The organism is Pseudomonas sp. GW821-FHT07F01, from assembly GCF_059418825.1.
On record NZ_JBWKQO010000001.1, the window covers coordinates 1,197,467 to 1,218,276 of the forward strand.

The 20,810-nt window shown below is 62.3% G+C and carries 21 protein-coding genes and 1 pseudogene; 15 read left to right on the forward strand and 7 right to left on the reverse strand.

The annotated features are described in order from the left end of the window. Positions 1-5: 5 nt before the first annotated feature. Positions 6-350 carry an MmcQ/YjbR family DNA-binding protein gene (locus tag AC07R1_RS05315; protein ID WP_169891849.1) on the forward strand — a complete coding sequence of 115 codons (345 nt, stop codon included), beginning with the start codon at positions 6-8 and terminating at the stop codon, positions 348-350. On the opposite strand, the gene AC07R1_RS05320 is transcribed toward AC07R1_RS05315, so the two are convergent. Both AC07R1_RS05320 and AC07R1_RS05325 read right to left on the reverse strand, forming a co-directional pair. Beyond that, positions 347-769: a DUF1294 domain-containing protein gene (locus AC07R1_RS05320; RefSeq protein WP_262214360.1), complete on the reverse strand. Its 423-nt coding sequence runs from the start codon at positions 767-769 to the stop codon at positions 347-349. The genes AC07R1_RS05315 and AC07R1_RS05320 overlap by 4 nt on opposite strands. Next, complete coding sequence (locus AC07R1_RS05325) at positions 766-1,596, reverse strand: undecaprenyl-diphosphate phosphatase (RefSeq protein WP_011061401.1); 831 nt, start codon at positions 1,594-1,596, stop codon at positions 766-768. Before AC07R1_RS05325 ends, AC07R1_RS05320 begins: the two co-directional genes overlap by 4 nt. 384 nt (positions 1,597-1,980) lie before the next feature. Between AC07R1_RS05325 and AC07R1_RS05330 the strand changes: the two are divergent. The 10 genes and pseudogenes from AC07R1_RS05330 to fapF all read left to right on the forward strand — a co-directional run. Next, positions 1,981-2,667, forward strand: a pseudogene (locus tag AC07R1_RS05330) (cache domain-containing protein); the annotation flags it as partial. A 123-nt stretch (positions 2,668-2,790) separates the two neighbouring features. Next, complete coding sequence (locus tag AC07R1_RS05335; RefSeq protein ID WP_495110285.1) at positions 2,791-3,525, forward strand: methyl-accepting chemotaxis protein; 735 nt, start codon at positions 2,791-2,793, stop codon at positions 3,523-3,525. A gap of 90 nt (positions 3,526-3,615) precedes the next feature. Continuing rightward, positions 3,616-4,179: a nicotinamide riboside transporter PnuC gene (gene pnuC / locus AC07R1_RS05340; protein WP_011061403.1), complete on the forward strand. Its 564-nt coding sequence runs from the start codon at positions 3,616-3,618 to the stop codon at positions 4,177-4,179. Continuing rightward, positions 4,176-4,700, forward strand: coding sequence for an AAA family ATPase (locus AC07R1_RS05345; RefSeq protein ID WP_041752268.1), 525 nt, complete (start codon positions 4,176-4,178; stop codon positions 4,698-4,700). The genes pnuC and AC07R1_RS05345 overlap by 4 nt, the downstream gene beginning before the upstream one ends. Positions 4,701-5,028: 328 nt before the next feature. Next, complete coding sequence (fapA, locus tag AC07R1_RS05350) at positions 5,029-5,472, forward strand: functional amyloid chaperone FapA (RefSeq protein ID WP_183000220.1); 444 nt, start codon at positions 5,029-5,031, stop codon at positions 5,470-5,472. Between the two features lies 1 nt (position 5,473). Further along, on the forward strand, positions 5,474-6,052 hold the full coding sequence (gene fapB / locus AC07R1_RS05355; protein WP_047286697.1) for a fibril amyloid subunit FapB: 579 nt from the start codon (positions 5,474-5,476) through the stop codon (positions 6,050-6,052). Positions 6,053-6,115: 63 nt separating this feature from the next. Beyond that, positions 6,116-7,108: an amyloid-like fimbrin subunit FapC gene (fapC, locus tag AC07R1_RS05360; protein ID WP_342402199.1), complete on the forward strand. Its 993-nt coding sequence runs from the start codon at positions 6,116-6,118 to the stop codon at positions 7,106-7,108. Between the two features lie 63 nt (positions 7,109-7,171). Further along, on the forward strand, positions 7,172-7,852 hold the full coding sequence (fapD, locus tag AC07R1_RS05365; RefSeq protein ID WP_183000222.1) for a fibril amyloid maturation endopeptidase FapD: 681 nt from the start codon (positions 7,172-7,174) through the stop codon (positions 7,850-7,852). A 46-nt stretch (positions 7,853-7,898) separates the two neighbouring features. Continuing rightward, on the forward strand, positions 7,899-8,639 hold the full coding sequence (gene fapE, locus AC07R1_RS05370) for a fibril amyloid subunit FapE (RefSeq protein ID WP_183000223.1): 741 nt from the start codon (positions 7,899-7,901) through the stop codon (positions 8,637-8,639). 47 nt (positions 8,640-8,686) lie between these two features. Continuing rightward, the gene (gene fapF / locus AC07R1_RS05375; protein ID WP_183000224.1) at positions 8,687-9,982 is read left to right on the forward strand and encodes a fibril amyloid transporter FapF; all 1,296 of its coding nucleotides are present in this window, start codon (positions 8,687-8,689) and stop codon (positions 9,980-9,982) included. Positions 9,983-10,052: 70 nt separating this feature from the next. Here the strand turns inward: fapF and AC07R1_RS05380 are convergent, their stop codons facing one another. Then, positions 10,053-11,378: a sigma-54 dependent transcriptional regulator gene (locus AC07R1_RS05380; protein ID WP_053151755.1), complete on the reverse strand. Its 1,326-nt coding sequence runs from the start codon at positions 11,376-11,378 to the stop codon at positions 10,053-10,055. A 353-nt stretch (positions 11,379-11,731) separates the two neighbouring features. Here AC07R1_RS05380 and AC07R1_RS05385 point away from each other — a divergent pair, with 353 nt between their 5' ends. Then, entirely contained in the window at positions 11,732-11,998 is a 267-nt protein-coding gene (locus AC07R1_RS05385; RefSeq protein WP_015635695.1) for a DUF1652 domain-containing protein, read from the forward strand. A gap of 178 nt (positions 11,999-12,176) precedes the next feature. Here AC07R1_RS05385 and AC07R1_RS05390 read toward each other — a convergent pair whose 3' ends face one another. The 4 genes from AC07R1_RS05390 to paaY form a co-directional block, all read right to left on the reverse strand. After that, complete coding sequence (locus AC07R1_RS05390; RefSeq protein WP_011061413.1) at positions 12,177-14,324, reverse strand: phosphocholine-specific phospholipase C; 2,148 nt, start codon at positions 14,322-14,324, stop codon at positions 12,177-12,179. 331 nt (positions 14,325-14,655) lie between these two features. Beyond that, positions 14,656-15,666 carry a poly(ethylene terephthalate) hydrolase family protein gene (locus AC07R1_RS05395; protein WP_011061414.1) on the reverse strand — a complete coding sequence of 337 codons (1,011 nt, stop codon included), beginning with the start codon at positions 15,664-15,666 and terminating at the stop codon, positions 14,656-14,658. A gap of 280 nt (positions 15,667-15,946) precedes the next feature. After that, positions 15,947-16,870, reverse strand: coding sequence for a phenylacetic acid degradation operon negative regulatory protein PaaX (gene paaX / locus AC07R1_RS05400; RefSeq protein ID WP_011061415.1), 924 nt, complete (start codon positions 16,868-16,870; stop codon positions 15,947-15,949). 64 nt (positions 16,871-16,934) lie between these two features. After that, positions 16,935-17,528 (reverse strand): phenylacetic acid degradation protein PaaY, encoded by a 594-nt coding sequence (gene paaY / locus AC07R1_RS05405; RefSeq protein WP_011061416.1) that lies wholly within the window; start codon positions 17,526-17,528, stop codon positions 16,935-16,937. A 426-nt stretch (positions 17,529-17,954) separates the two neighbouring features. On the opposite strand from paaY, the gene paaG reads away from it, so the two are divergent. The 3 genes from paaG (at position 17,955) to paaK (ending at position 20,765) form a co-directional block, all read left to right on the forward strand. Continuing rightward, positions 17,955-18,746: a 2-(1,2-epoxy-1,2-dihydrophenyl)acetyl-CoA isomerase PaaG gene (paaG, locus tag AC07R1_RS05410; protein WP_011061417.1), complete on the forward strand. Its 792-nt coding sequence runs from the start codon at positions 17,955-17,957 to the stop codon at positions 18,744-18,746. 27 nt (positions 18,747-18,773) lie between these two features. Continuing rightward, positions 18,774-19,223 carry a hydroxyphenylacetyl-CoA thioesterase PaaI gene (gene paaI, locus AC07R1_RS05415; RefSeq protein ID WP_011061418.1) on the forward strand — a complete coding sequence of 150 codons (450 nt, stop codon included), beginning with the start codon at positions 18,774-18,776 and terminating at the stop codon, positions 19,221-19,223. Between the two features lie 219 nt (positions 19,224-19,442). Further along, on the forward strand, positions 19,443-20,765 hold the full coding sequence (gene paaK / locus AC07R1_RS05420; protein ID WP_011061419.1) for a phenylacetate--CoA ligase PaaK: 1,323 nt from the start codon (positions 19,443-19,445) through the stop codon (positions 20,763-20,765). The last annotated feature ends 45 nt before the right edge of the window (positions 20,766-20,810 follow it).

Below are 20,810 nucleotides of genomic sequence, written 5' to 3' on the forward strand. Positions count from 1 at the left end.
GAACCTTGAATGAAGAGCAAGTGGCGCAATTCTGCCTGGGCCTGCCGGGTGCGCGGGAAGACTACAAGTGGGGCGGTGTGCGGGTGTTCTCGATTGCCGGCAACAAGATGTTCGCCGTGCAGCACCTGCGGGGCGACTCGCTGGCCTTCAAGGTCGATCAGGAGCTGTTTCTCGGCCATGTCGACCGCCCGGGCATTGCGCCGGCGCCCTACCTGGCCCGGGCGCACTGGATCATCATGAACACCCCCTACCCCCTGGGCGCCTCGGAGCTCGAGGCGCTGCTGCAGCGCTCTCACCAGTTGGTGGTGAGCAAGCTGCCCAAGCGGGTTCAGGTGGGTTTGCTGCTCTAGAACAGGCTCAGCAGGCTGCTGTCCAGGAACAGCCGGTCGATCCAGAACACCTGGTGCAAGGCCACGATCAGCCAGAACACCAACTGGTAGGAGACCTTGCGGGTCTTGTGGCGCAACAGCTGCTGGGCCAGCAAGGCCCCGGGCCAGCCACCGGCCAGTTCCAGGGCATGCAGGACGTTCTCCGGGGTACGCCGGCCCTCGGCCTGGGCCCGGCGCTTGTCGTGCCAGTAGACCAGGAAGGCCAGCAGGCTGACCGCGCCATAGGCGATCAGGGGAATGAGCGAAATCCCCTTCCACCACAGCGACAGCGAACCGAACAGCGGCAACCCGCACAGCAGTACGAACGCCAGCAGCTTGGCCCGGGGATGCTGGAGCCGCGCAGCACTGGCCGAGGACGCCGGGCGCCGGGCCGTACTCATGGCTTGGCCGCCGTCCAGTCGACCCAGCCGAACTGCCAGGTCGCCAGGATCAACAGGCCGAAGGCAATGCGATACCAGGCGAAGGCCGCGTAGCTGTGGCTGGCGATGAACTTCAGCAGGCCCTTGACCGCGATCATGGCGAAGACAAAGGCGGTGACGAAGCCGATGGCGAACACCGGGAAGTCATCGGGCTGGAACAGATGGCGGTATTTGTAGCCGGAATACACTGCGGCGCCGACCATGGTGGGCATGGCCAGGAAGAACGAAAACTCGGTGGCGGTCTTGCGCGACAGGCCGAACAGCAGACCGCCGATGATGGTGGAGCCCGAGCGCGAGGTGCCCGGGATCATCGCCAGGCACTGGGCGCAGCCGACCTTGAGCGCGTCCTTCCAGGTGATGTCGTCCACTGTCTCGGCATGCACCTGGTGCTGCCGGCGCTCGGCCCACAGCATGATGAGGCCGCCGACCACCAGGGCCGTGGCCACGGTAATGGGGTTGAACAGGTAGGCATGGATCAGGTCGGCGAAGATCACCCCCAGCACCACCGCCGGCAGGAAGGCGATCAACAGGTTGATCGTGAAGCGCTGGGCCTTGGGCTGGGTCGGCAGGCCGATCACCACATCGAGGATCTTGCGGCGAAATTCCCAGACAACCGCAAGGATCGCCCCCAACTGGATAATGATGTTGAAGGCCATCGCCCGCTCGCCGCCAAAGTCGAGCAAGTCGGCCACAATGATCTGGTGTCCGGTGCTGCTGATGGGTAAAAACTCGGTCAGGCCTTCGACAATCCCGAGTATCAATGCCTGTGCGGCGGTCCAAAGATCCATCAATTCCCCCATGAGGCGATGCTCGTGGCATGCCTCTTTTTAATTGGTCAAAGCATTTGCTGCGTCGAGCGTAGCCGAGAAATCGGCGCTCGTAAGATCAACACAAGCCCATGAAAATTATGTGAAAAGTTCAGAAAGGTTCAGGTTTTCGGCAAAGGCGCCGAAATCCTAACAGACAGGCGCAAAACACGCCGCGATGTTATTGGACTTCCGTAGGGTTGGCGCTGGAAGGCCAGCGTGCTTGGATGCTCCGGGCCTTTTATGACAAGAACAAGAATCTGGAGTGACCGGATGATGAATAGCTTACGCAAGATGTCCATCAGTCAGCGCCTGTGGCTGATCCTGATCGTGGCGGTGCTGACCCTGGTGACCCTGGGCGTGATGATGCTCAAGCAGATTCATGGGGACCTGTACCTGGCCAAGGCGCAGAAGACCCAGCACGTGGTGCAGACCGCCGCCGGCGTACTGAATTACTACCAGGGCCTGGAAGCCGCCGGCAGCCTGACCCGCGAGCAGGCGCAGAAGCAGGCGCTGCAGGTGATTCGCGGGCTGCGCTACAACCAGAATGACTACTTCTGGATCAACGACCTGACGCCGGTGATGATCATGCACCCGGCCAACCCCAAGCTCGACGGGCAGAACCTGGCCGCGGTCAAGGACCCGGACGGTTTCGAGGTGTTCAACGAGATGGTGACCCTGGCCAAGGCCAAGGGCGGCGGCATGGTGGACTACCGCTGGCCCAAGCCCGGCGCCGAGCAACCGGTCCAGAAGACCTCCTACATCCAGCTGTTCCAGCCCTGGGGCTGGATCATCGGCTCCGGAGTCTATATCGACGACCTGCAGGACGAGTTCTACGCCCAGGTACTGCGCGCCTCCTCCATCGGCCTGGTGATTGCCCTGCTGATGGCCGCCCTGGTGGTGCTGATCGTGCGCAGCATTGTCAGCCCGCTGCGCGAAACGGTGCACGCCATGGCCAACATCGCCAGCGGCGAAAGCGACCTGACCCGCAGCCTCGACACCCACGGCCAGGACGAGGTCACCGAACTGGCCCGGCACTTCAACGGCTTTACCGCCAAGTTGCGCGGTGTGGTGATGCAACTGCAATCCAGCGCCGCAGCCCTGGAACAGTCCTCCAGCGAACTGGGTAGCAACGCCAACGACGCCCAGGAGCGCAGCCAGCAGCAATCCCAGCAGATGGAACAGGTGGCGGCCGCCATCAGCCAGGTCACCAGCGCAGTCCAGGATGTGGCGCGCAACGCCGAGCATGCCGCCACCGAGGTGCGCGAGGCCGAGGCCCAGGCCCAGCAGGGCCAGGTCAACATCGACGGCAGCTTGCAGCAGATCGACCAGCTTTCGGTGACCATCGACCAGGCGGTGGAAGTGATCCGCACCCTGGCGGCGGAAAGCACCCAGATCGGCACGGTGCTGGAGGTGATCCGCTCGATTGCCGAACAGACCAACCTGCTGGCCCTGAACGCTGCCATCGAGGCGGCCCGGGCTGGGGAGCAAGGGCGCGGCTTTGCCGTGGTGGCCGACGAAGTGCGCCTGCTGGCCCAGCGTACCCAGCAGTCCACCGCGGAAATCCAGGACATGATCGAGCGCCTGCAAAACCACTCCGAAGCGGCGGTCAAGGTCATCGGCGATAGCAGCCGGGCCTCGCAACTGACCATCGAGCAGGCCGGGCTGGCCGGCGCCAGCCTCAACGCCATCGGCCAGGCACTGCGCAACCTCAACGGCCTGAACGCGACGATTGCCAGCGCCACCCTGGAACAGGCCCATGTGGTGGAAGACATCAACCACAACGTCGGCCAGGCAGCCGGCCTGTCCCAGGGCACGGCCCTGGCGGCCCAGCACTCCAGCGCCGCCAGCCGCCACCTCAAGGAGCTGTCGGAGCAGCTCAACGGCCTGTTGCGCCAGTTCCGCGTCTGACCCCTCGCTGAACCCAAGGCCCCGGACTGACGCCCGGGGCCGACTCTGGGTACAATCGCCCCCCCTCCTCCATTTCCCCAAGGAACCGCCATGTCCGGGCTTGAACTGTTTGCCGCCGCCCTCGGCGTGATCGCCGTCTGGCTGACGGTCAAACAGAACCCCTGGTGCTGGCCCATCGGCCTGGTCATGGTGCTGCTGTACAGCTGGATCTTCTACGAGGTCAAGCTCTATTCCGACATGCTCCTGCAGGTGGTCTACGCGGTGCTGCAGCTCTATGGCTGGTGGCAGTGGACCCGGGGCGGCGAACAGCACCAGGGGCGGCCAGTCAGCCAGTTGCAGTCCAGCGGCCTGCTACAGGGGCTGGCCCTGGGCGCAATGGGCAGCCTGCTGCTGGGGGCTGCCATGGCCCACTGGACCGACGCCGCGCAGCCCTGGCTGGACGCCGCCTTGACCGCCTTCAGCCTGGTGGCGCAGTGGTGGATGGCGCAGAAGCGCGTGCAATGCTGGCCGCTGTGGATTGCCGTGGATGTGATTTTCGTCGGGCTGTTCGTCTACAAGGAGCTCTACCTGACGGCGGCGCTGTATGCCCTGTTCACCCTGCTGGCCGTCCAGGGCTGGCGAGCCTGGCGCGCCGACCCGGCCCTGCAGTCGTGAAGGTCCTGGTACTGACCGGCCCCGAATCCAGCGGCAAGAGCTGGCTGGCGAGCGAGCTGCAAGCCCACTTCGGTGGCATCCAGGTGGGCGAATACGTGCGCCACTTCATCGAGCAGCAGGGCCGCGACACCTGCCTGGCGGACATTCCCGAGATCGCCCGGGGCCAGCTCGCCTGGGAAGATCAGGCCCGCGCCCAGCAACCTGGACTGCTGATTCTCGATACCCACCTGTTAAGCAACCAACTCTGGAGCCAGACCCTGTTCGGCGACTGCCCGCCGTGGCTGGAACCCCAACTGCTGGCCCGCCACTACGACCTGCACCTGCTGCTGTCGCCGGAAGATGTGGCCTGGAGCGACGACGGCCAGCGCTGCCAGCCACAACTGGCAGAACGCCTGGCCTTCTTCGAGGCTACCCGCCATTGGCTGGAGCAACACCGCCAGCCGTACCGCATCATTGGCGGCGACTGGCAAGCCCGCCGGCAACAGGCCTTCGAGCAGGTCCGGCAACTGCTGCAAGCGTGATCGGTACAGTGCCGCAGGGCCACAAGTGTCCATCCCTGAAACACCTGCCTGGCCATCAGGCCGCCATTTTCCGCGGTGGCGCCCACGGCCGGGCAAACTGTTAAGCCCCTGATACACCCCCGCAGCAACCCCTGTTCCAGAGCGTTGCCCCGGTTATGGCCAATGGCCGTCGGGGGTAGGTGTCTCATCCCTGAAACAGTCCCGAAAGCCGACGCCCCGCAGCGTTCGCAAGCCGTTGAATCTTAAAAAGAAACAAAAAGCGGCACGGCTTCTGCTCTCTTCCTCCCAACGCCGGCTAGGGCCAGCACTGAGAAGAAGGAATACCGCCGTGGGGACGCTGAATAAAAGTTTCACCCGCCTACTGCTGATCGGCTGCGCCGTCAGCGCGGTGTACAGCCTTCCGGTGATGGCTGCGGGGAATGGCGAAATCGTTCTTGAACGCCAGGTGCACCCCACGCCCATTGGTCGTGCCCTGAATCGCGACCCCAACCCCACCACGGTCAACGCCAATCCTTCCGCTCTAGTCACCGGGACGCTCGATAACGAAATGAGCGACAGCGAATTCGCCGGGATCAACAGCGGTTCGCTGGTCCGCGGTGCAGTGATGCCCAACGGCACTGGCGTCGCCGGCCTCAACGTCGTGACCAATCCCGATGGCCTGCCAGGCATGACCACCGGCCACGGTGGCGGCTCGGGCGCGTCGATCTCCAACTCCATCAATCGCTCCATCAGTTCCGGCATGGCGCCCTTGAACAACATCGGAGGCCGTTGAGATGAAGCATTCATTGCTCTTTCTTGGCCTGCTCGCATGCACGTCGGCCATGGCCGATAACGCCAGCCAGGTCCAGGACACAGCAACACTGGTCAATTCCGGCTCCAGCTATAACGGCAACCTCAACATCAACCAGGCCGCAGGCGATCAACAGCAGCAAACCAACGTACGGGCCATCGCCATCGGCACCAACGCCAAGGCCAGTACCAGCGTGACCCAGAAACTCACCACGCCCGCCGACCGCTCGGTCAATGCCAGCAGCACGATCGGCGGCAACTCGTTCAGCAATGGCAGCGGCGCACTGGGCGTGAACCAGTCGTCCGGGGCCAACAACCAGATGGTCAATGCCCTGCGGATCAGCATCAGTGCCAACCCGCAAAGCATCGACGACAGCGCCCTGTCGCAGCAGAACGTGGCGCTGTTACCAAGCTCGGGAGCATCCGACGCTCAACAAGGCAGCCGCCAGGTCGTTACCAGCGACCAGGCCTTCACCGGCAGCCGTGGAGTGATTCAGGTGAACCAGAGTGCCGGGGTGGGGAACCGAATGGCTAACACCCTGAGCATCCGGGTCGCAGATTGACCCCTCGTAGTGCAATTAGAAAGTACCAACACTTAACCAACTAATAAGCACCGGAGAAACACCATGAAACCTACAATGGCTCTCAAACCACTGGTTTTCGCACTGGCCGCCGTCATGGCAATGGCTGCTCAGGCAGGTGGTAACGATCATGGTAACAACGGCGGTCATGGCAACGGCCATGGCGATCACGATCAAGGTCCGGACCTCAGCACTCTGCTGCAAATCACCGCTGGAGCCGGTGCCGCAGTCATCGATGTGCAGAACAGCAACACCAACGTAGTGAAAAACCAGGGCACCAACAACAACGCCAAGGCCGACAACTCCCTGAACAACTCCAACGGCAACATGGGTGCCAACGTCGCCGCCGGCGACGGCAACCAACAAGACAATGCCGCTGCCCTGGCAACCGCTGACGAAAGCTTCATCTTCGGCAGTGCCGTGGCCGCTTCCAGCGCCACCCAGGTCAACAACAACAACTACGTGAAAAACTCCTCGACTCAGAACAACGCCGTGCTCAACAACTCCGGCAACAACGGTTCCGGCAACATCGGCATGAACGTCACTTCCGGCGACTTCAACCAACAGAAAAACAACCTGGCCATTGCCGTATCCGGTGGCCGCGTAGCCACTGCCGCTGCTTCAGCCAACCAGCAGTCGACCAATCTGGTCGTGGATAACAAAGGTGTCCAGGCCTACAAAAAAGACACCCTCTCTGGCGGCTTCGTTGCCTCCGGCACCTACAAAGGCACCGGCAGCGGCAAAATCGAAGGTGGCGACGATCATGGCAGCGGCCATGGCTATGGCGACAACAAAGGCCACGGCAACGACGATCAGAAACTCACCTTCAAAGAACAAGGCACTATCGAACTGGCTGGCTACTGGACCCAGCAAGTGCTGACCAAAGACGGCTGGAAAAACCCAGTGGTCAACAACGCCAGCATGACCAACTCGATGAACGGCTTCTCCGGCAACGGCGGCGCCAACGTCTCGGCCGGTGTGGGCAACCAACAAAGCAACTCGCTGTCCATCGCCGCTGGCTGCAAAGCCTGCATGTAGTCGCGATCGTAACGAAAGCCCCGGAAACGGGGCTTTTCCACAGTCCTGCCAGGCGTAACGATCATGCGTACTGCGATCATCCTTCTACTGCTGAGCCTTTGCGGCCCCGTGCACGCAGCACAGATGGCAGTCGCCGGGCTTCCCGGTGGCGGCCTGATCTTCAAGAAAGTGCAGAGTGTGCGTGAGCGCAGATTCAGCGACATCGTCGAACAAAAGACCGACTTCAGCTGCGGCGCCGCCGCCCTGGCGACCATTCTGCGCCAGGCCTACTGGCTGGACGTCGATGAGGAACAGGTCATCAAGGGCATGTTGATGAACTCGGACCAGAAGCTGGTCCAGACCCAGGGTTTCTCGATGCTCGACATGAAACGCTACGCGGAAAGCATCGGCATGCGCGCCAGGGGCTACCGGATTCCTCCGGAAAAGCTCGAGGCGGTGACCATTCCGGTGGTCGTACTGATGGAAATTCGCGGCTACAAGCACTTCGTGGTGATGCAGCGGGCCCAGAAAGACTGGGTCTACATCGGTGATCCGGTGCTAGGCCACAAGCGCTACACCCATGAGGACTTCGTCAAGGGGTGGAATGGCATCGTCTTCGCCATCATCGGCCCCGGCTACGACAAGGCCAATGCCTTGCTTGACCCACCTGCCCCGCTGACCGCGAAAAACAAGCTCGACAACTTCTACCCGGTCAAAGACGCGGAACTGATGGATTTCGGTTTCATCCAAAGCGACTTCTTCTAGAAGCCTCCACACGATAAAGGGGAGCAGGACGCTCCGGGAGCAGCAGATGAAGACTCCATACTGGCTGGCTGTCGCCTGCCTGGCAGCAGCTCTTCCAGCCCATGCTGGTTTCAAACCCATAGAAGTTCAGGACCAGGAATTATCACAGATGCGGGGCCGTTATGTGATGCCAGGACGGATCATCAGCTTCGGCATCGTCATGAGCAGTACCTGGCGTAATGCCAGCGGTGACCTGATCGGCGCCACCAGTACCCTGCAGATCCAGCAGTCCACGGTCACGCCACAGTTCTACGTCACCACCATCAACCAGAGCGGCAACGGAAGCTCCCCTTCACAAGGTACGGGCAACGTGATCGGCGGTGCCGGGCTCGGTACCGGCCAGGGCGTGACCCAGGTCGTTCGGGCCGCAGGCGACGGCAACAGCGCCTATAACAACGTCAGTATCAATGTCAGCGAAGCCAACCAGGCACCCGGCCTGAGCAACAGCCCCGGCCAGGCCCTGCTGAGTGGCCAGACCATCACCGGAAGCAATGCTGCAGGCAGTGTGGCGGTATCGGCGGTCAATGGCGGAATCCAGATGGCTATTCTGGCCAATGGCAATCAGGGCAACACCTTGCAGCAAGTGGCACAGGGCAATGTCATGCAAAACACCCGACTGCTGGGCAACAGCAACCTGGTCAACAACCTGACCCAGCTCAACGTAGTACTGAAAAACAACGGCCCCAGCAGCGGTGCGCTGGACTGCAACCTGACTACGCTCAATGGACTACGCAGTTTGAAATTCTGAACTACGCTCCTTTCGACCATTGGGGTTCACAAGGGACGGTTTATTTCATGTATCGATCGGTTTCACTGCGCGCTGTGGTTTGTTTAAGCACTCTATTTCCGATGGCATTGCAAGCCGCGCCTGACGCGGACGTAGAGACCTTGAAACGGGAACTCCTGGAACTGAAGCAACGTTACGAAGTGCAGCAGAAGGCTCTCGCGGTTCTGGAACAGCGGGTTCGCCAGGTCGAGGACCAGCCCGTGGCACCACCGCCCAAGCGCCTGGCGAAGTCGCCGGCCGACTTGAAAGGCAACCAGCAGGTCGCCGGTAGAGGGGCCGCTACAGCGTCCGGGGGCGCTGCAGGTGGTGCGAGCTATGGCCAGTCACTCAAGGATGATTCGACGCCGGCACAAAGTGTGACCAACCTCTATGACGAAGCCAGCGGTTTCTTTGGCGGCGGCAAGTTCAGCGTGGAAACAGGCATCACTTACGCCCGCTACGACACTCGCCAACTGACCCTCAACGGGTTCCTGGCCCTGGATTCGATCCTGCTGGGCAATGTCAACCTGGATCGGATCAAGTCCGATACCTGGACCCTGGACCTGACGGCCCGCTACAACCTCAATAACCGCTGGCAATTCGATATAAACGCACCAGTGATCTACCGCGAGTCAACTTATCAGTCAGGGGGCGGCAATGGCGGCAGCGCCCAGGCAACCGTCGAAGAATCAGTCACTCGTGACCCTACGCTGGGTGATGTGAACTTTGGAGTTGCCTACAAGTTCCTGGACGAATCGGACAGCCTGCCTGATGCGGTGGTCAGCCTGCGAGTCAAGGCTCCCACGGGCAAGGACCCGTTCGGTATCAAGTTCGTCCAGTCCCCCAAGAGCAACAGCCTGGTGGTGCCTGAAAGCCTGCCAACCGGTAATGGCGTCTGGTCGATCACCCCCGGCATCTCCCTGGTCAAGACTTTCGACCCGGCAGTGTTGTTCGGCAGCCTGTCCTACACCCACAACCTGGAAGAGTCGTTCGGCGATATCAGCTCCAATGCCGGCGAGAAAGTCCCCGGCAAGGTGCAACTGGGTGACAGTTTCCAGGTCGGCGCCGGTGTAGCCTTTGCCCTGAACGAAAAGATGAGTATGGCCTTCTCGGTGTCTGATCAGATTCAACGCAAGAGCAAGCTCAAGTACAGCGGTCAGGACTGGCAATCGGTGACATCCAGCGATGCCAACGCAGCCTATTTCAACGTCGGCATGACCATCGCCGCCACCGACCACCTGACCATCGTGCCCAACCTGTCCCTGGGCATGACCCAGGACGCACCGGACTTCACCTTCAGCCTGAAATTCCCCTACTACTTCTGACCCACCGGCAAAAACGCCAAGGCCCGCTGCGATTCCCCAATCGCAGCGGGCCTTGGCGTTTCTCCCCGCCCTAGCGGATCTGGTGCTTGTGCAGCAAACGGTAGAAGGTCGGGCGCGAGATCCCCAGGACCCGCGCCGCCACGCTGAGGTTGTCGCTGTGCCGGTTCAACACGTCGCACAGGGCCTGGCGCTCGGCGCGGTGCTTGTAGTCTTCGAGGGTGCCCATGGGCAGGTCCTGGGCCTGCAGGCTGAGCAGGCCCAGGTCGCTGGCCTGGATCTGCCGCCCCTCGGCCAGCACCAGGCCGCGCCGCACCCGGTTGGCCAGTTCGCGGACATTGCCCGGCCAATCATGCTTGCCCATGGCCACCAGGGCATCCTCGCTGAAACTGCGGGGCCGGCGCCCGGTTTCCTGGCTATAGAAGTGGGCAAAATGGCTGGCCAGCATGCCCAGGTCGCCATGGCGCTCGCGCAACGGCGCGGTGATCACTTGCAGCACATTCAGGCGGTAGTAGAGGTCCTCACGGAAGCGCCCGCTGGTAATGGCCGCTTCCAGGTCGACGTGGGTGGCCGCCAGAACCCGAACATCCACCGGAATCGGCTGGCTGCCCCCTACCCGTTCGATGTGCTTTTCCTGCAGGAAGCGCAGCAGATTGGCCTGCAGCTCCAGCGGCAGGTCGCCGATCTCGTCAAGAAACAAGGTGCCGCCATGGGCCGCCTCGATGCGCCCGACCTTGCGTTGATGGGCGCCGGTAAAGGCGCCCTTCTCGTGCCCGAACAGTTCGGACTGGATCAGGTGTTCGGGAATCGCCCCGCAATTGATGGCGACAAAGGGCTTGTCGTGGCGCTGGGACTGACGATGCAGGGTACGCGCCACCAGCTCCTTGCCGGTGCCGCTTTCGCCTCGGATCAGCACGGGCGACTCGGTGGGCGCCAGCTTGCCCAGCAGCTTGCGCAAGTCGCGGATCGGCCGGCTATCGCCCAGCAACTCATGCTCGGGCTGGTCCACATGGATCGAGCCCTGGCCCCGCAGGCGCGCCATGCCGAACGCCCGGCCGAGGGTCACCTGGACCCGCGACACGTCGAACGGCAGGGTGTGGAAGTCGAAAAACCACTCGCAGACGAAATCCCCGACCTTCTGCAGGCGCAGCACTTCCTGGCTCAATACTGCGATCCACTCGGTGCCGCTGCGGCTGATCAGGTCCTTGACCGCCTCCGGGCGCTCCAGGTGAAAAGGCTGCAGGCGCAGCAGGCCGACATCGCAGGAGCGTTCGCGGGCGGACTCCAGGTCACAGCTGTCGACATCCCAGCCAATGGTGCGCAAACCGGGTAACAGGCGATGGCAATCGTCACAGGGATCGACCACCAGCAAACGGCGCTGCACAGGGGCTTCGAGCATGACTGTTCCTTGGCGCCAGGGTATGGAAAAGTTATTAGAAACAGTGATTTGGAAAACCTGGCTGTAACATTAGCAAGAACTTGACGGTGGAATGTATCAATTGCTTATAGCGCTGATTACCAAAGGAACTAACGTGGGACTCCAAGCTGTTCACGAGCGACTGATTGTCGCAGTTGTTTTATCCAGCCCCCGCAACTAAGGGCCCGGCCACAAGGCCTATGCACGAAAGTTGTAAAAACTTGTTTTTCAGTGTGACCCGAGTGCTACCTCGGTGCATCAGTACAAATGACCAGCCGAACGGTAAGCCCAACCGACGGCACATCATTTGATTGGGCACACAGAGAGAAGACCCCATGAACGCCCCGCTCCGTATCAACGAAGCACTTTTGATCGCCGACCGCGCATTCCAGCCTTTTCAATGCGTGGCCTGGGCTCCACAGGACGGTAATGGCGAACTCAGCCTGACCGTCATCGACCGCACCAGCACCCGTATTGGCCACACCCAGATTCCCAGCAGTGCCTACTCCGATCCAGCCCAGCTGGAAGACCTGCTCAAACAGGCCCGCGCCGAACTGAGCCAGGACGGTTATACCTTGCAGTCCTGGGCCATGCCCAAGTAAGCGATGCTGTTAACGGATCACCCGAAGGGGTGATCCGTTATTTAAAGCAAACAACTAAGCACCCTATCTATCCTGCCCTCCTCTACAACTTCTACCTTCCGGGTATTAGTTGCTCTTGTCGTTATCCAGCCCGGCTTCCGGTTTCACTTCGAAAGCGCCCTCATTTTTGCCAAGGTCTTCATGCCCGGCCCATCAAGGGGTCGCTGATGCTGTGTGCTCCGGTTTCCAAGCGCCCGGCGATCCGGCGCAGCCAGCCGCCGTCGCTGCGCAGCGTCAGGTCGTACCAGCCGCCACTGCCCTCGCAGGCAAACACCTGGCGCACCTCGCCCCGGGCCGGTACCGCCAAGGTCCATGGGCCCTGCTGGGTGTAGGGGCAGCGATCGATACTGATGACCACCCCGTGTTCCCCCGGATTGCTCAGGGTCAGTTGCAACTGGCTGTTGCTGGTGGTCACCAGCAGTTCGGGCTGCAGGGTTTTCAGGTCGCCGTGGAAACTGCGGTGAAACCCGTTGGGGCCCAGGACCCAGAGCTGATAGCGCTCCACCACCGGCCAGCTGTCCTGCAGGGCCTTGCCGGCTTCCACGGTATAACGGCGGGGAATCTCGCTCAGGTGCAGGCCATCGTAGACATGCAATACCGCCCCTTGCTCCCCAGTGTTCTGCAGGCTCAGCGACAAGGTGCGAGCCTTGGGATCGGCCTGGCTGTCCACATGCAGCCGATAGGGCAAGGCCCGGGAAGGCCGGGCCAGGCGCTGCTGCTGCGGCGCCAGTTGCTGGCCGGCCGAGGGCAGCGGTACCGGCAGCAGTTTCTCCTGGCGCTGGCGCAGGCTGTCGGCGGCCTGGCGGGTGGTGGTCTGCAGCGCGGGAAGGGTTTCGTGGTTGGGGTCGGCAAAGTTGAACGCCGAGGTCAGGTCGCCGCAGACTGCCCGCCGCCAGGCGCTGATGTTCGGCTCTCGCACGCCAAAGCGTTTCTCGAGAAATTGCAGCACCGAGGTATGGTCGAACACTTGCGAGTTGACCCAGCCACCACGGCTCCAGGGCGACAGCACCAGCATCGGCACTCGCGGCCCCGGCCCGTATACGCCGCCATCGGGCAAGGGTTGCTGGGTCGAGCCCGCCGGGGCCGGGTGGGTGAACAGTTCGCTGTCGAAACCCAGGGTGGACTTGCCGGCAAAGCTGCCGTCCTTGCGCCGCGAAGGCGCCGAGGGCGACGGCATATGGTCGAAGAAGCCGTCGTTTTCATCGTAGGTCACCAGCAGTACCGTCTTGCTCCAGACCTCGGGGTTGCTGGTCAAGGCCAGGAGAATTTCTTGGGTGAACCAGCCGCCCTGCACCGGGCTCGAAGGCCCGGGATGCTCGGAATAGGCTGCCGGCGCGACAATCCAGCTGACCTGGGGCAGCTTGCCGGCCTGCACGTCGTTGCGAAACCCGCCAATGATGGTCTCCAGGTTGCTGCCGCTGCTGGCCGGCAGGGTGTTGCCATTGCCCTTGTACAGCGGCGCCACGGCGTTGAGCCCGTCGCTGTAGGGCACGAAGGCATTGAAATCCTTCGGCGGCTGGGCCGGGTTGCCGACCTGCACGCTGGCGGCCCGGTACTGCCGGAACCCCGCCAGCGGGTTGTCGCCGAAGTTGTCCGGCAGGTGCTGGTACACCTTCCAGCTCACGCCCTGCTCTTCCAGGCGCTCGGGGTAGGTCTTCCAGCTGTAGCCGACATTCACCGGCCCCGGGCCGTCCCATTCGTTGACCACCGCCGCCACCTTGGCTGCGCTCGCGCCATTGCTGCCAGTCCAGAGGAACAGCCGGTTGGGGTTGGTGCCGGCGTGCACCGAACAGTGGTAGGCGTCACACAGGGTGAAGGTGTTGGCCAGGGCGAACTGGAAAGGCAGTTCCTGCTCGCGGTAGTAGCCCATGGAGGTATTGGTCTTATAGGTCGGCCAGGCGCTGATACGCCCCTCGCCCCAGGCCGAGTGGGCGTCCGCCCAGGAATGCGGGGTGCCGCTGACGCGCTGGGCGTTGCCCTTGCTGCTGTCCAGGTGATAAGGCATCACCAGCCGGCCCTTGCCCTGTTGCTCCCACACTTCCCGTTGACCGGTCTGGGGGATGGTGAAGCGGTCACTGAAGCCGCGTACCCCGGGAAAGGTGCCGAAGTAGTGGTCGAACGAACGGTTTTCCTGCATCAGGATCACCACGTGCTCGACGTCCTTGATGGTCCCGGTCCGGTTGTTCGCCGGTATCGCCAGGGCCTGGCGGATGGATGCCGGCAATGAGGAAAAGAAAGTACCGATGGCGGCCGCTTGCAAGAGCTTCCTGCGTGTAAGACTGGGCATGGGTTATTGAGTCCTTATGGTTGCAGCGCGATATATAACGCTGCCCCCAAGGTATTGGGCGCAAATAACAATGCAGTGACATTGCCATTGCAGTTGGTTCATGAAGCGTACAACTACCCGCCACTGCCCTACCTTGCCAGTTCGGCAATAACGCATTGCCAGGTAACGCAGGAAGAATATTTCATGAATAAAACACCCGAGTTCAAGAAACGCCCGGTACATTTCGCCGGCGCCTTAACTTTGCGCTGGCGAAATGCACTATTGAATGGGCCAGAAAACAGGCTTCGCACACTCCCTGGGCTGTATCCGTTTTACCGGAGAAAGCACAGTGCTATTGAAGGCTATCGGCTACTTCATTGCGCTGGACCCGCAGCGGGTTGAATAGCAGGCGAATGAACTGCGGATCTCGGGCCAGTTTGTAATCTTCACCGACAAAGTATTCTTTGGCGGCCGGGTCATTCTTGCCGATATATAAGATCCAGGCCGTGGTAATACCGGCAAACTCATCTTCCCTGACGCTTCTGACCGGGCTGAAATGGGTGGCGTTATGGGCGGTTGCGCTCCAGCCCGGCACGGCCTTGATCAGCCCGCCCTGCCACAGCCTTGGCCAGGCCCAGGCCGGGACCACTACGTCCGCTGCGCCGGTGAGCACCAGGGTCGGTGTCTTCACCGTGGAGCCAAGGCCGATCGGCCCGGGTTCGATCGGCAGCGAGCCGATATAACGCAACTGCGGGTCGATGCCCTTCAAGGTCTCTGGCAAGAGGCTTGCCGATAGAATCGATGCGCCTCCTCCTGCCGAATGCCCCGCCACAATGGTGCGCGACAGGTCGACCTTGCCGAACAGTGGCGAGGTCGGGTCCTGGTTGAGCTTGCTCAGTTCCAGGGCGCCGAGCACATGCATGGTGGGGGCGGTGTTGATGAAGTCCGAGGAGATGATCACGATGAAGCCGTAGCTCGCCCACAGCCGCAGCAGATCTGTGTACTGCCCCTGGTTGGAAAGAATGCCGCCGACGAAGTTGACCACTGGCAACTTGTCCAATTGCTTGATATTGGACGGGTAATAGACACTGGTGGAGATCGGATTGGAGAATCCGTAAGGAAAGGACTGATTGCATTGCAGGCTGTTATCCAACAGCATGATCCGCGCCAATACCCCCAATAACCCACGGCAATCACTTAGAACAGCATTGGTGCTGACTGCATAGGGCCCCGGAGACTTGGCATATTGATCATTGGCCAGCCCAAATGCCGGAACCAGTTGCGAAGCAATAGCCAACTTGCCCCAAATAACCAACATCATGGCCAGGCCGAACTTTGTAGCCAGGTTGCGAATCCACTTCATCGATAATTCCTTTATCTGTCTGCTTTCCCTGCAGGACCGAATACCTGTACCTGGCCATGCTCCCTATATTGCAAATATCTTCAAACTTGCAGTGCACGTCACTCAACTGCAATAGCGCTGAAACATTCTCTGCTTAGTTGCATTGAATGCGTTCGCGACCCTAGATCAGGACAAATTCGCAGGTCAATGACTATTTAACATCCGGGCCGTGATAAACCCGGGCTGCAACGCCCGGGGCCTCTCCTCGGGCATCACAGCTGGCACCCCGTGGATGGGCGGGCTAGACCAGCCCGCCAAAACGCCGGTAGTAGCTTTCGCCGACATCCGGCAACGGGCCATCGGCGTTCTCCAGGGCAGTGGCCAGCCATTCTTCGGCTCGGGCCTGGATCAGGCGATAGATGTTGCGACACAACTGGCGCGCCGCGCGGCCTTCCCAATCCCCGGGCAGAAGTTCGTCGGGCAGTTGCGGATCGCGCAGCAGCAGCTTGCGGTACTCATGAATCAGCAGCAGCCGGGCCAGGAAGCAATCCTGGGGCTGCAACTGCTCCTGCTCGCGCAGGGCCTGCCAGAGCGGGCGGAACAGCTGGATGAACTCGCTGTAGTGGGCTGCCAGTTCATCGATGTTCCAGCTTTCCCGCACTTGCAGGCGCAGGGCCCTGGAACCCAGGACATCCTGGGGCGTGGTCTCGAAGACGATGGTGTCTTCCTGGGCACCAAGCTCCGCCAGGGTGGCGTTGATATCGGCCCGATCACTGCGCGGGCAGGCCAGCAGTACCGGCGACATGGCGCCGAACCCCTGCCATTCCAGCTCTTCGCGCACCTGCTTGCGCAACTCGACAGACAGTTGCGAGAGCATCACCAGGCACCAGGCGCCGTCCCAGGCCGGCACTCCGGCGCTGTACACGCGCTTGAAGGCTTTGTCGAAGCGCCGGCGCCCGGTCAGGGTCAGGCTGTAGTAACTGCGCCGGCCGACCTTTTCAGCGCTCAGCCAGCCCTCTTTGCTCAGGCGGAAGATCGAGGTGCGGATCAAGCGCTCGTTGATCCCCATGGGCTCCAGCAACTGAATCAGGCTGCCCAGCCACACCGTGCCGCCGTGGGGCTCGATGGCATCGCCGTACAGGGTGATGATCAGCGAACTGGCGCGGATCGGAGTCTGCTCCTGGAAACGTTTGATCAGGTGGTTCAGTGGCGCTAGGGACGACATGGATGTACCGGTAAAAAAGGAAGGAATATAGCGGGTTTCAGGCAGCTATAGCGCCCGGGCAGGTTCATGGGCGAGCCTTGGGGCGCAGCGCACTGTTGCCGATTCGCGGGCGTCCGGGCTCTGCCTCCCGCAGCGGCTCGCAAGGCCGCATCTGCTCCAGGCAACGCCTGGCCAGCTGTTGGTATTCGCGGGTCCCCGCCTGCTTCCAGGCCAGCTCCGCATCACTGAGCGGGCGGCTGACCCGGGCCGGCGTACCCATGATCAGCGACTGTGGCGCACACTCGAAGCCGGCCTTGACGAAGGCTGCCGCGGAAACGATGCAACGGGGCGCGATATGCGCGTTGTCCATCACCACCGCATTCATGCCCACCAGGGCGTCGGCGCCAATTCGACAGCCATGCAGGACAGCGCCATGACCTATATGGCCGTTGCGCTCGACCACCGTATCGCTGTCGGGAAAACCATGCATCACACACGTATCCTGCAGGTTTGCCCCCTCCTCCAGAACGATCCGCCCAAAATCGCCCCGCAAGCTGGCCAACGGGCCGACGTAACAATGGGCGCCGACAATCACATCACCAATCAGCACCGCTGAAGGGTGCACATAAGCGCTGGGGTCGACCACCGGGGTCAATCCATCGAGGCTGTAACAGGTCATGGAGAGGTTCCTTGAAGAACACGTCATCTGAAAGCAGGAAATACGATGAACTGCGGATGGCAGTTTGTATCAGATTATTGGCCACGCACAAGACCGGCGCCGCCGCAATCAGCCAGCCTGGCTGCTCCACAAAGACTTGTCAGTCCCGTATTTATCAAAGCCTTAGGCAGCCTGGAGGCTTTTGTCGTGAGCCTGGGGCTACAAAAAAAGCTGGACCGACACTCAAAATCAAGACACATTAAATTCACGTCGCTATTGTTTTTATGTATCGCATTGGCGATATACTCGACGAAAACCGGCCAACCAGCCGACCCGACAATCGAGCCGACCACCGGCCACCCCGAGGACATTCACCATGCCTCAACGCCTTGCCTCCACGCCTGTCGGTGGTGTTCGCCTGATCGCCCAGCACAGAGCGCCCCGCCCATGAACTTCACCACCATCCTGTTCTCCATCAGCGAGGGCGTGGCCCTTCTCAGCCTCAACCGCCCCGAACAGCTCAACAGCTTCAACCCGACGATGCACCGCGAGGTTCAGGCAGCCCTGGACCTGGTGCGCAATGACCCGCAGGTGCGGGTCCTGCTGCTGACCGGGGAAGGCCGGGGCTTCTGTGCCGGGCAGGACCTGGGCGAGCGCACCGTGGCACCCGGCGGCGCCGCGCCGGACCTGGGGGCCTCCATCGAAACCTTCTACAACCCCCTGGTGCGGGCCCTGCGGGACCTGCCGCTGCCGGTGATCTGCGCGGTCAACGGGGTGGCCGCCGGGGCCGGGGCCAACCTGCCCCTGGCCTGCGATCTGGTACTGGCCGCACGCTCGGCAAGCTTTATCCAGGCCTTCTGCAAGCTCGGGCTGGTTCCCGATTCCGGCGGTACCTGGCTGCTGCCGCGCCTGGTGGGCATGGCCCGGGCCAAGGCCCTGGCCCTGCTCGGCAACCGCCTGAGTGCAGAACAGGCCGAGCAGTGGGGCCTGATCTACCAGTGCGTGGATGATGCCCAACTGCGGGACCAGGCCCTGAGCCTGGCCCGGCACCTGGCCACCCAACCCACCTACGGCCTGGGCCTGATCAAGCGCAGCCTCAATGCCAGCCTGCACAACAGCTTCGATGAGCAACTGGACCTGGAGCGCGACCTGCAACGCCTGGCCGGTTGCAGCGAGGACTACCGCGAAGGCGTCAGCGCCTTCATGGAAAAACGCAGCCCCGTGTTCAAGGGCTGCTGACCACGGCGACTCCAAGGAGGCCCCTGCATGACTGAACATGACGCCATGGAACTGGCCCGGCGCTGCGCCCGGACCCTGTTCGAACGTGACCCGGCAAGCAACGCCCTGGGCATGCGCCTGTTGTCGGTGGCGCCCGGTGCGGCGCGCCTGGGCATGAGCGTGCGGGCCGACATGCTGCAGGGCCACGGCACCTGCCACGGCGGCCTGATCTTCACCCTCGCCGATTCGGCCTTCGCCATTGCCTGCAACAGCCATGACCGGGCCACGGTGGCCCTGGGTTGCAGCATCGAGTACATCGCCCCGGCGCAGTTGGGCGACACCCTGACCGCCGACTGCCATGAACAGAACCGCGGCGGCCGCACCGGCCACTACGCGGTGCGCGTGGAAAACCAGCAGGGCCGGCTCATCGCCCTGCTCCAAGGCAAATCCTACCAAGTGCACGGCCCGGTGCTGACACAGGAGACCTCCCATGAATGACCCACTGCTCATCGATGCCGTCCGTATCCTCATTGGCAGCGCCCGGGCCGCTACGCGCTGTGCACCATGTGCATCGGTGTCGACCCGGGCATCGCGCTGATCAGCGAGCGGCTGCAAGCACAGTAAAAAGACTCCCCCGGGGCTCGCCTGCGCCCCGGGGCATGCACTCAGAGCCCGCCCGCCGGCGGGCTACAAGACAACAACAATTCGAGTGACACCATGAACATGCCGATTGCCGGAACCGTGCCCGACGCGCTGCTGGACCCGATGGAAACCGCCAGCATCGACCACCTGCGCCAGCACCAGCTGGAACGCCTGCGCTGGAGCCTGAACCACGCCTACGACAGGGTCCCGCTGTACCGCCAGCGCTTCGACCAGCTCGGGGTGCACCCCCAGGACATCAAGCGCCTGGAAGACCTGGCGCACCTGCCCTTCACGACCAAGGCCGATCTGCGCGACCACTACCCCTATGGCATGTTCGCCGTGCCCATGGACCAGGTGGTACGCCTGCACGCCTCCAGCGGCACCACCGGCAAGCCCACGGTGGTCGGCTACACCCGCAACGACATCGACACCTGGGCGCAGGTGGTGGCGCGCTCGATCCGCGCCGCCGGCGGCCGCCCCGGGGACAAGGTGCATATTTCCTATGGCTACGGCCTGTTCACCGGCGGCCTGGGGGCGCACTACGGCGCCGAACGCCTGGGCTGCACGGTGATCCCCATGTCCGGCGGCCAGACCGAGAAGCAGGTGCAACTGATCAAGGATTTCCAGCCGGACATCATCATGGTCACCCCCTCCTACATGCTCAACATCGCCGACGAGATCGAGCGCCAGGGCCTGGACCCGCACCAGCTGGCGCTGCGTCTGGGAATCTTCGGTGCCGAACCCTGGACCGACGAACTGCGCAGTGCCATCGAACAGCGCCTGGGCATCACTGCCCTGGACATCTACGGGCTGTCGGAAATCATCGGCCCCGGGGTGGCCATGGAATGCGCGCAGACCCGCGACGGCCCTACCCTCTGGGAGGATCACTTCTACCCGGAAATCATCGACCCGATCACCGGCCAGGTACTGGCCGATGGCGAACTGGGCGAGCTGGTGCTCACCTCCCTGACCAAGGAAGCGCTGCCGATGATCCGCTATCGCACCCGCGACCTGACCCGGCTGTTGCCGGGCACGGCGCGGCCCATGCGGCGCATCGACAAGATCACGGGGCGCAGCGACGACATGCTGATCATCCGCGGGGTCAACGTGTTCCCCACCCAGGTCGAAGAACAGGTGCTGAAGGTCGGGCAACTGGCCCCCTGCTACGAGATCCACCTGTACCGCCACGGCAACCTCGACAGCGTTGACATCCACGTCGAGCTCAAGCCTGAGCACCAGCAACTGGGGGACGAGCAGCAGCGGGCCCTCTGCGGCGATCTCAGCCGCCACATAAAGACCCATATCGGTATCAGCTCACGTATCGTTTTGCAGCCGGCATTCAGCATCAAGCGCTCCGAAGGCAAGGCCTGCCGGGTAATCGACAAACGCAACCGCTAATCCATCCTTCCTGGAAGCCCCGCTGATGCGGGGCTTTTTTTGCCT

Bases quoted from the DNA above. Each gene is read 5' to 3' on its own strand.
- AC07R1_RS05320 (WP_262214360.1), bottom strand. From the start codon at position 769: ATGAGTACGGCCCGGCGCCCGGCGTCCTCGGCCAGTGCTGCGCGGCTC.
- AC07R1_RS05325 (WP_011061401.1), bottom strand. From the start codon at position 1,596: ATGGATCTTTGGACCGCCGCACAGGCATTGATACTCGGGATTGTCGAA.
- AC07R1_RS05335 (WP_495110285.1), top strand. From the start codon at position 2,791: ATGGAACAGGTGGCGGCCGCCATCAGCCAGGTCACCAGCGCAGTCCAG.
- pnuC (WP_011061403.1), top strand. From the start codon at position 3,616: ATGTCCGGGCTTGAACTGTTTGCCGCCGCCCTCGGCGTGATCGCCGTC.
- fapB (WP_047286697.1), top strand. From the start codon at position 5,474: ATGAAGCATTCATTGCTCTTTCTTGGCCTGCTCGCATGCACGTCGGCC.
- fapC (WP_342402199.1), top strand. From the start codon at position 6,116: ATGAAACCTACAATGGCTCTCAAACCACTGGTTTTCGCACTGGCCGCC.
- fapD (WP_183000222.1), top strand. From the start codon at position 7,172: ATGCGTACTGCGATCATCCTTCTACTGCTGAGCCTTTGCGGCCCCGTG.
- fapE (WP_183000223.1), top strand. From the start codon at position 7,899: ATGAAGACTCCATACTGGCTGGCTGTCGCCTGCCTGGCAGCAGCTCTT.
- fapF (WP_183000224.1), top strand. From the start codon at position 8,687: ATGTATCGATCGGTTTCACTGCGCGCTGTGGTTTGTTTAAGCACTCTA.
- AC07R1_RS05380 (WP_053151755.1), bottom strand. From the start codon at position 11,378: ATGCTCGAAGCCCCTGTGCAGCGCCGTTTGCTGGTGGTCGATCCCTGT.
- AC07R1_RS05385 (WP_015635695.1), top strand. From the start codon at position 11,732: ATGAACGCCCCGCTCCGTATCAACGAAGCACTTTTGATCGCCGACCGC.
- AC07R1_RS05390 (WP_011061413.1), bottom strand. From the start codon at position 14,324: ATGCCCAGTCTTACACGCAGGAAGCTCTTGCAAGCGGCCGCCATCGGT.
- AC07R1_RS05395 (WP_011061414.1), bottom strand. From the start codon at position 15,666: ATGAAGTGGATTCGCAACCTGGCTACAAAGTTCGGCCTGGCCATGATG.
- paaX (WP_011061415.1), bottom strand. From the start codon at position 16,870: ATGTCGTCCCTAGCGCCACTGAACCACCTGATCAAACGTTTCCAGGAG.
- paaY (WP_011061416.1), bottom strand. From the start codon at position 17,528: ATGACCTGTTACAGCCTCGATGGATTGACCCCGGTGGTCGACCCCAGC.
- paaG (WP_011061417.1), top strand. From the start codon at position 17,955: ATGAACTTCACCACCATCCTGTTCTCCATCAGCGAGGGCGTGGCCCTT.
- paaI (WP_011061418.1), top strand. From the start codon at position 18,774: ATGACTGAACATGACGCCATGGAACTGGCCCGGCGCTGCGCCCGGACC.
- paaK (WP_011061419.1), top strand. From the start codon at position 19,443: ATGAACATGCCGATTGCCGGAACCGTGCCCGACGCGCTGCTGGACCCG.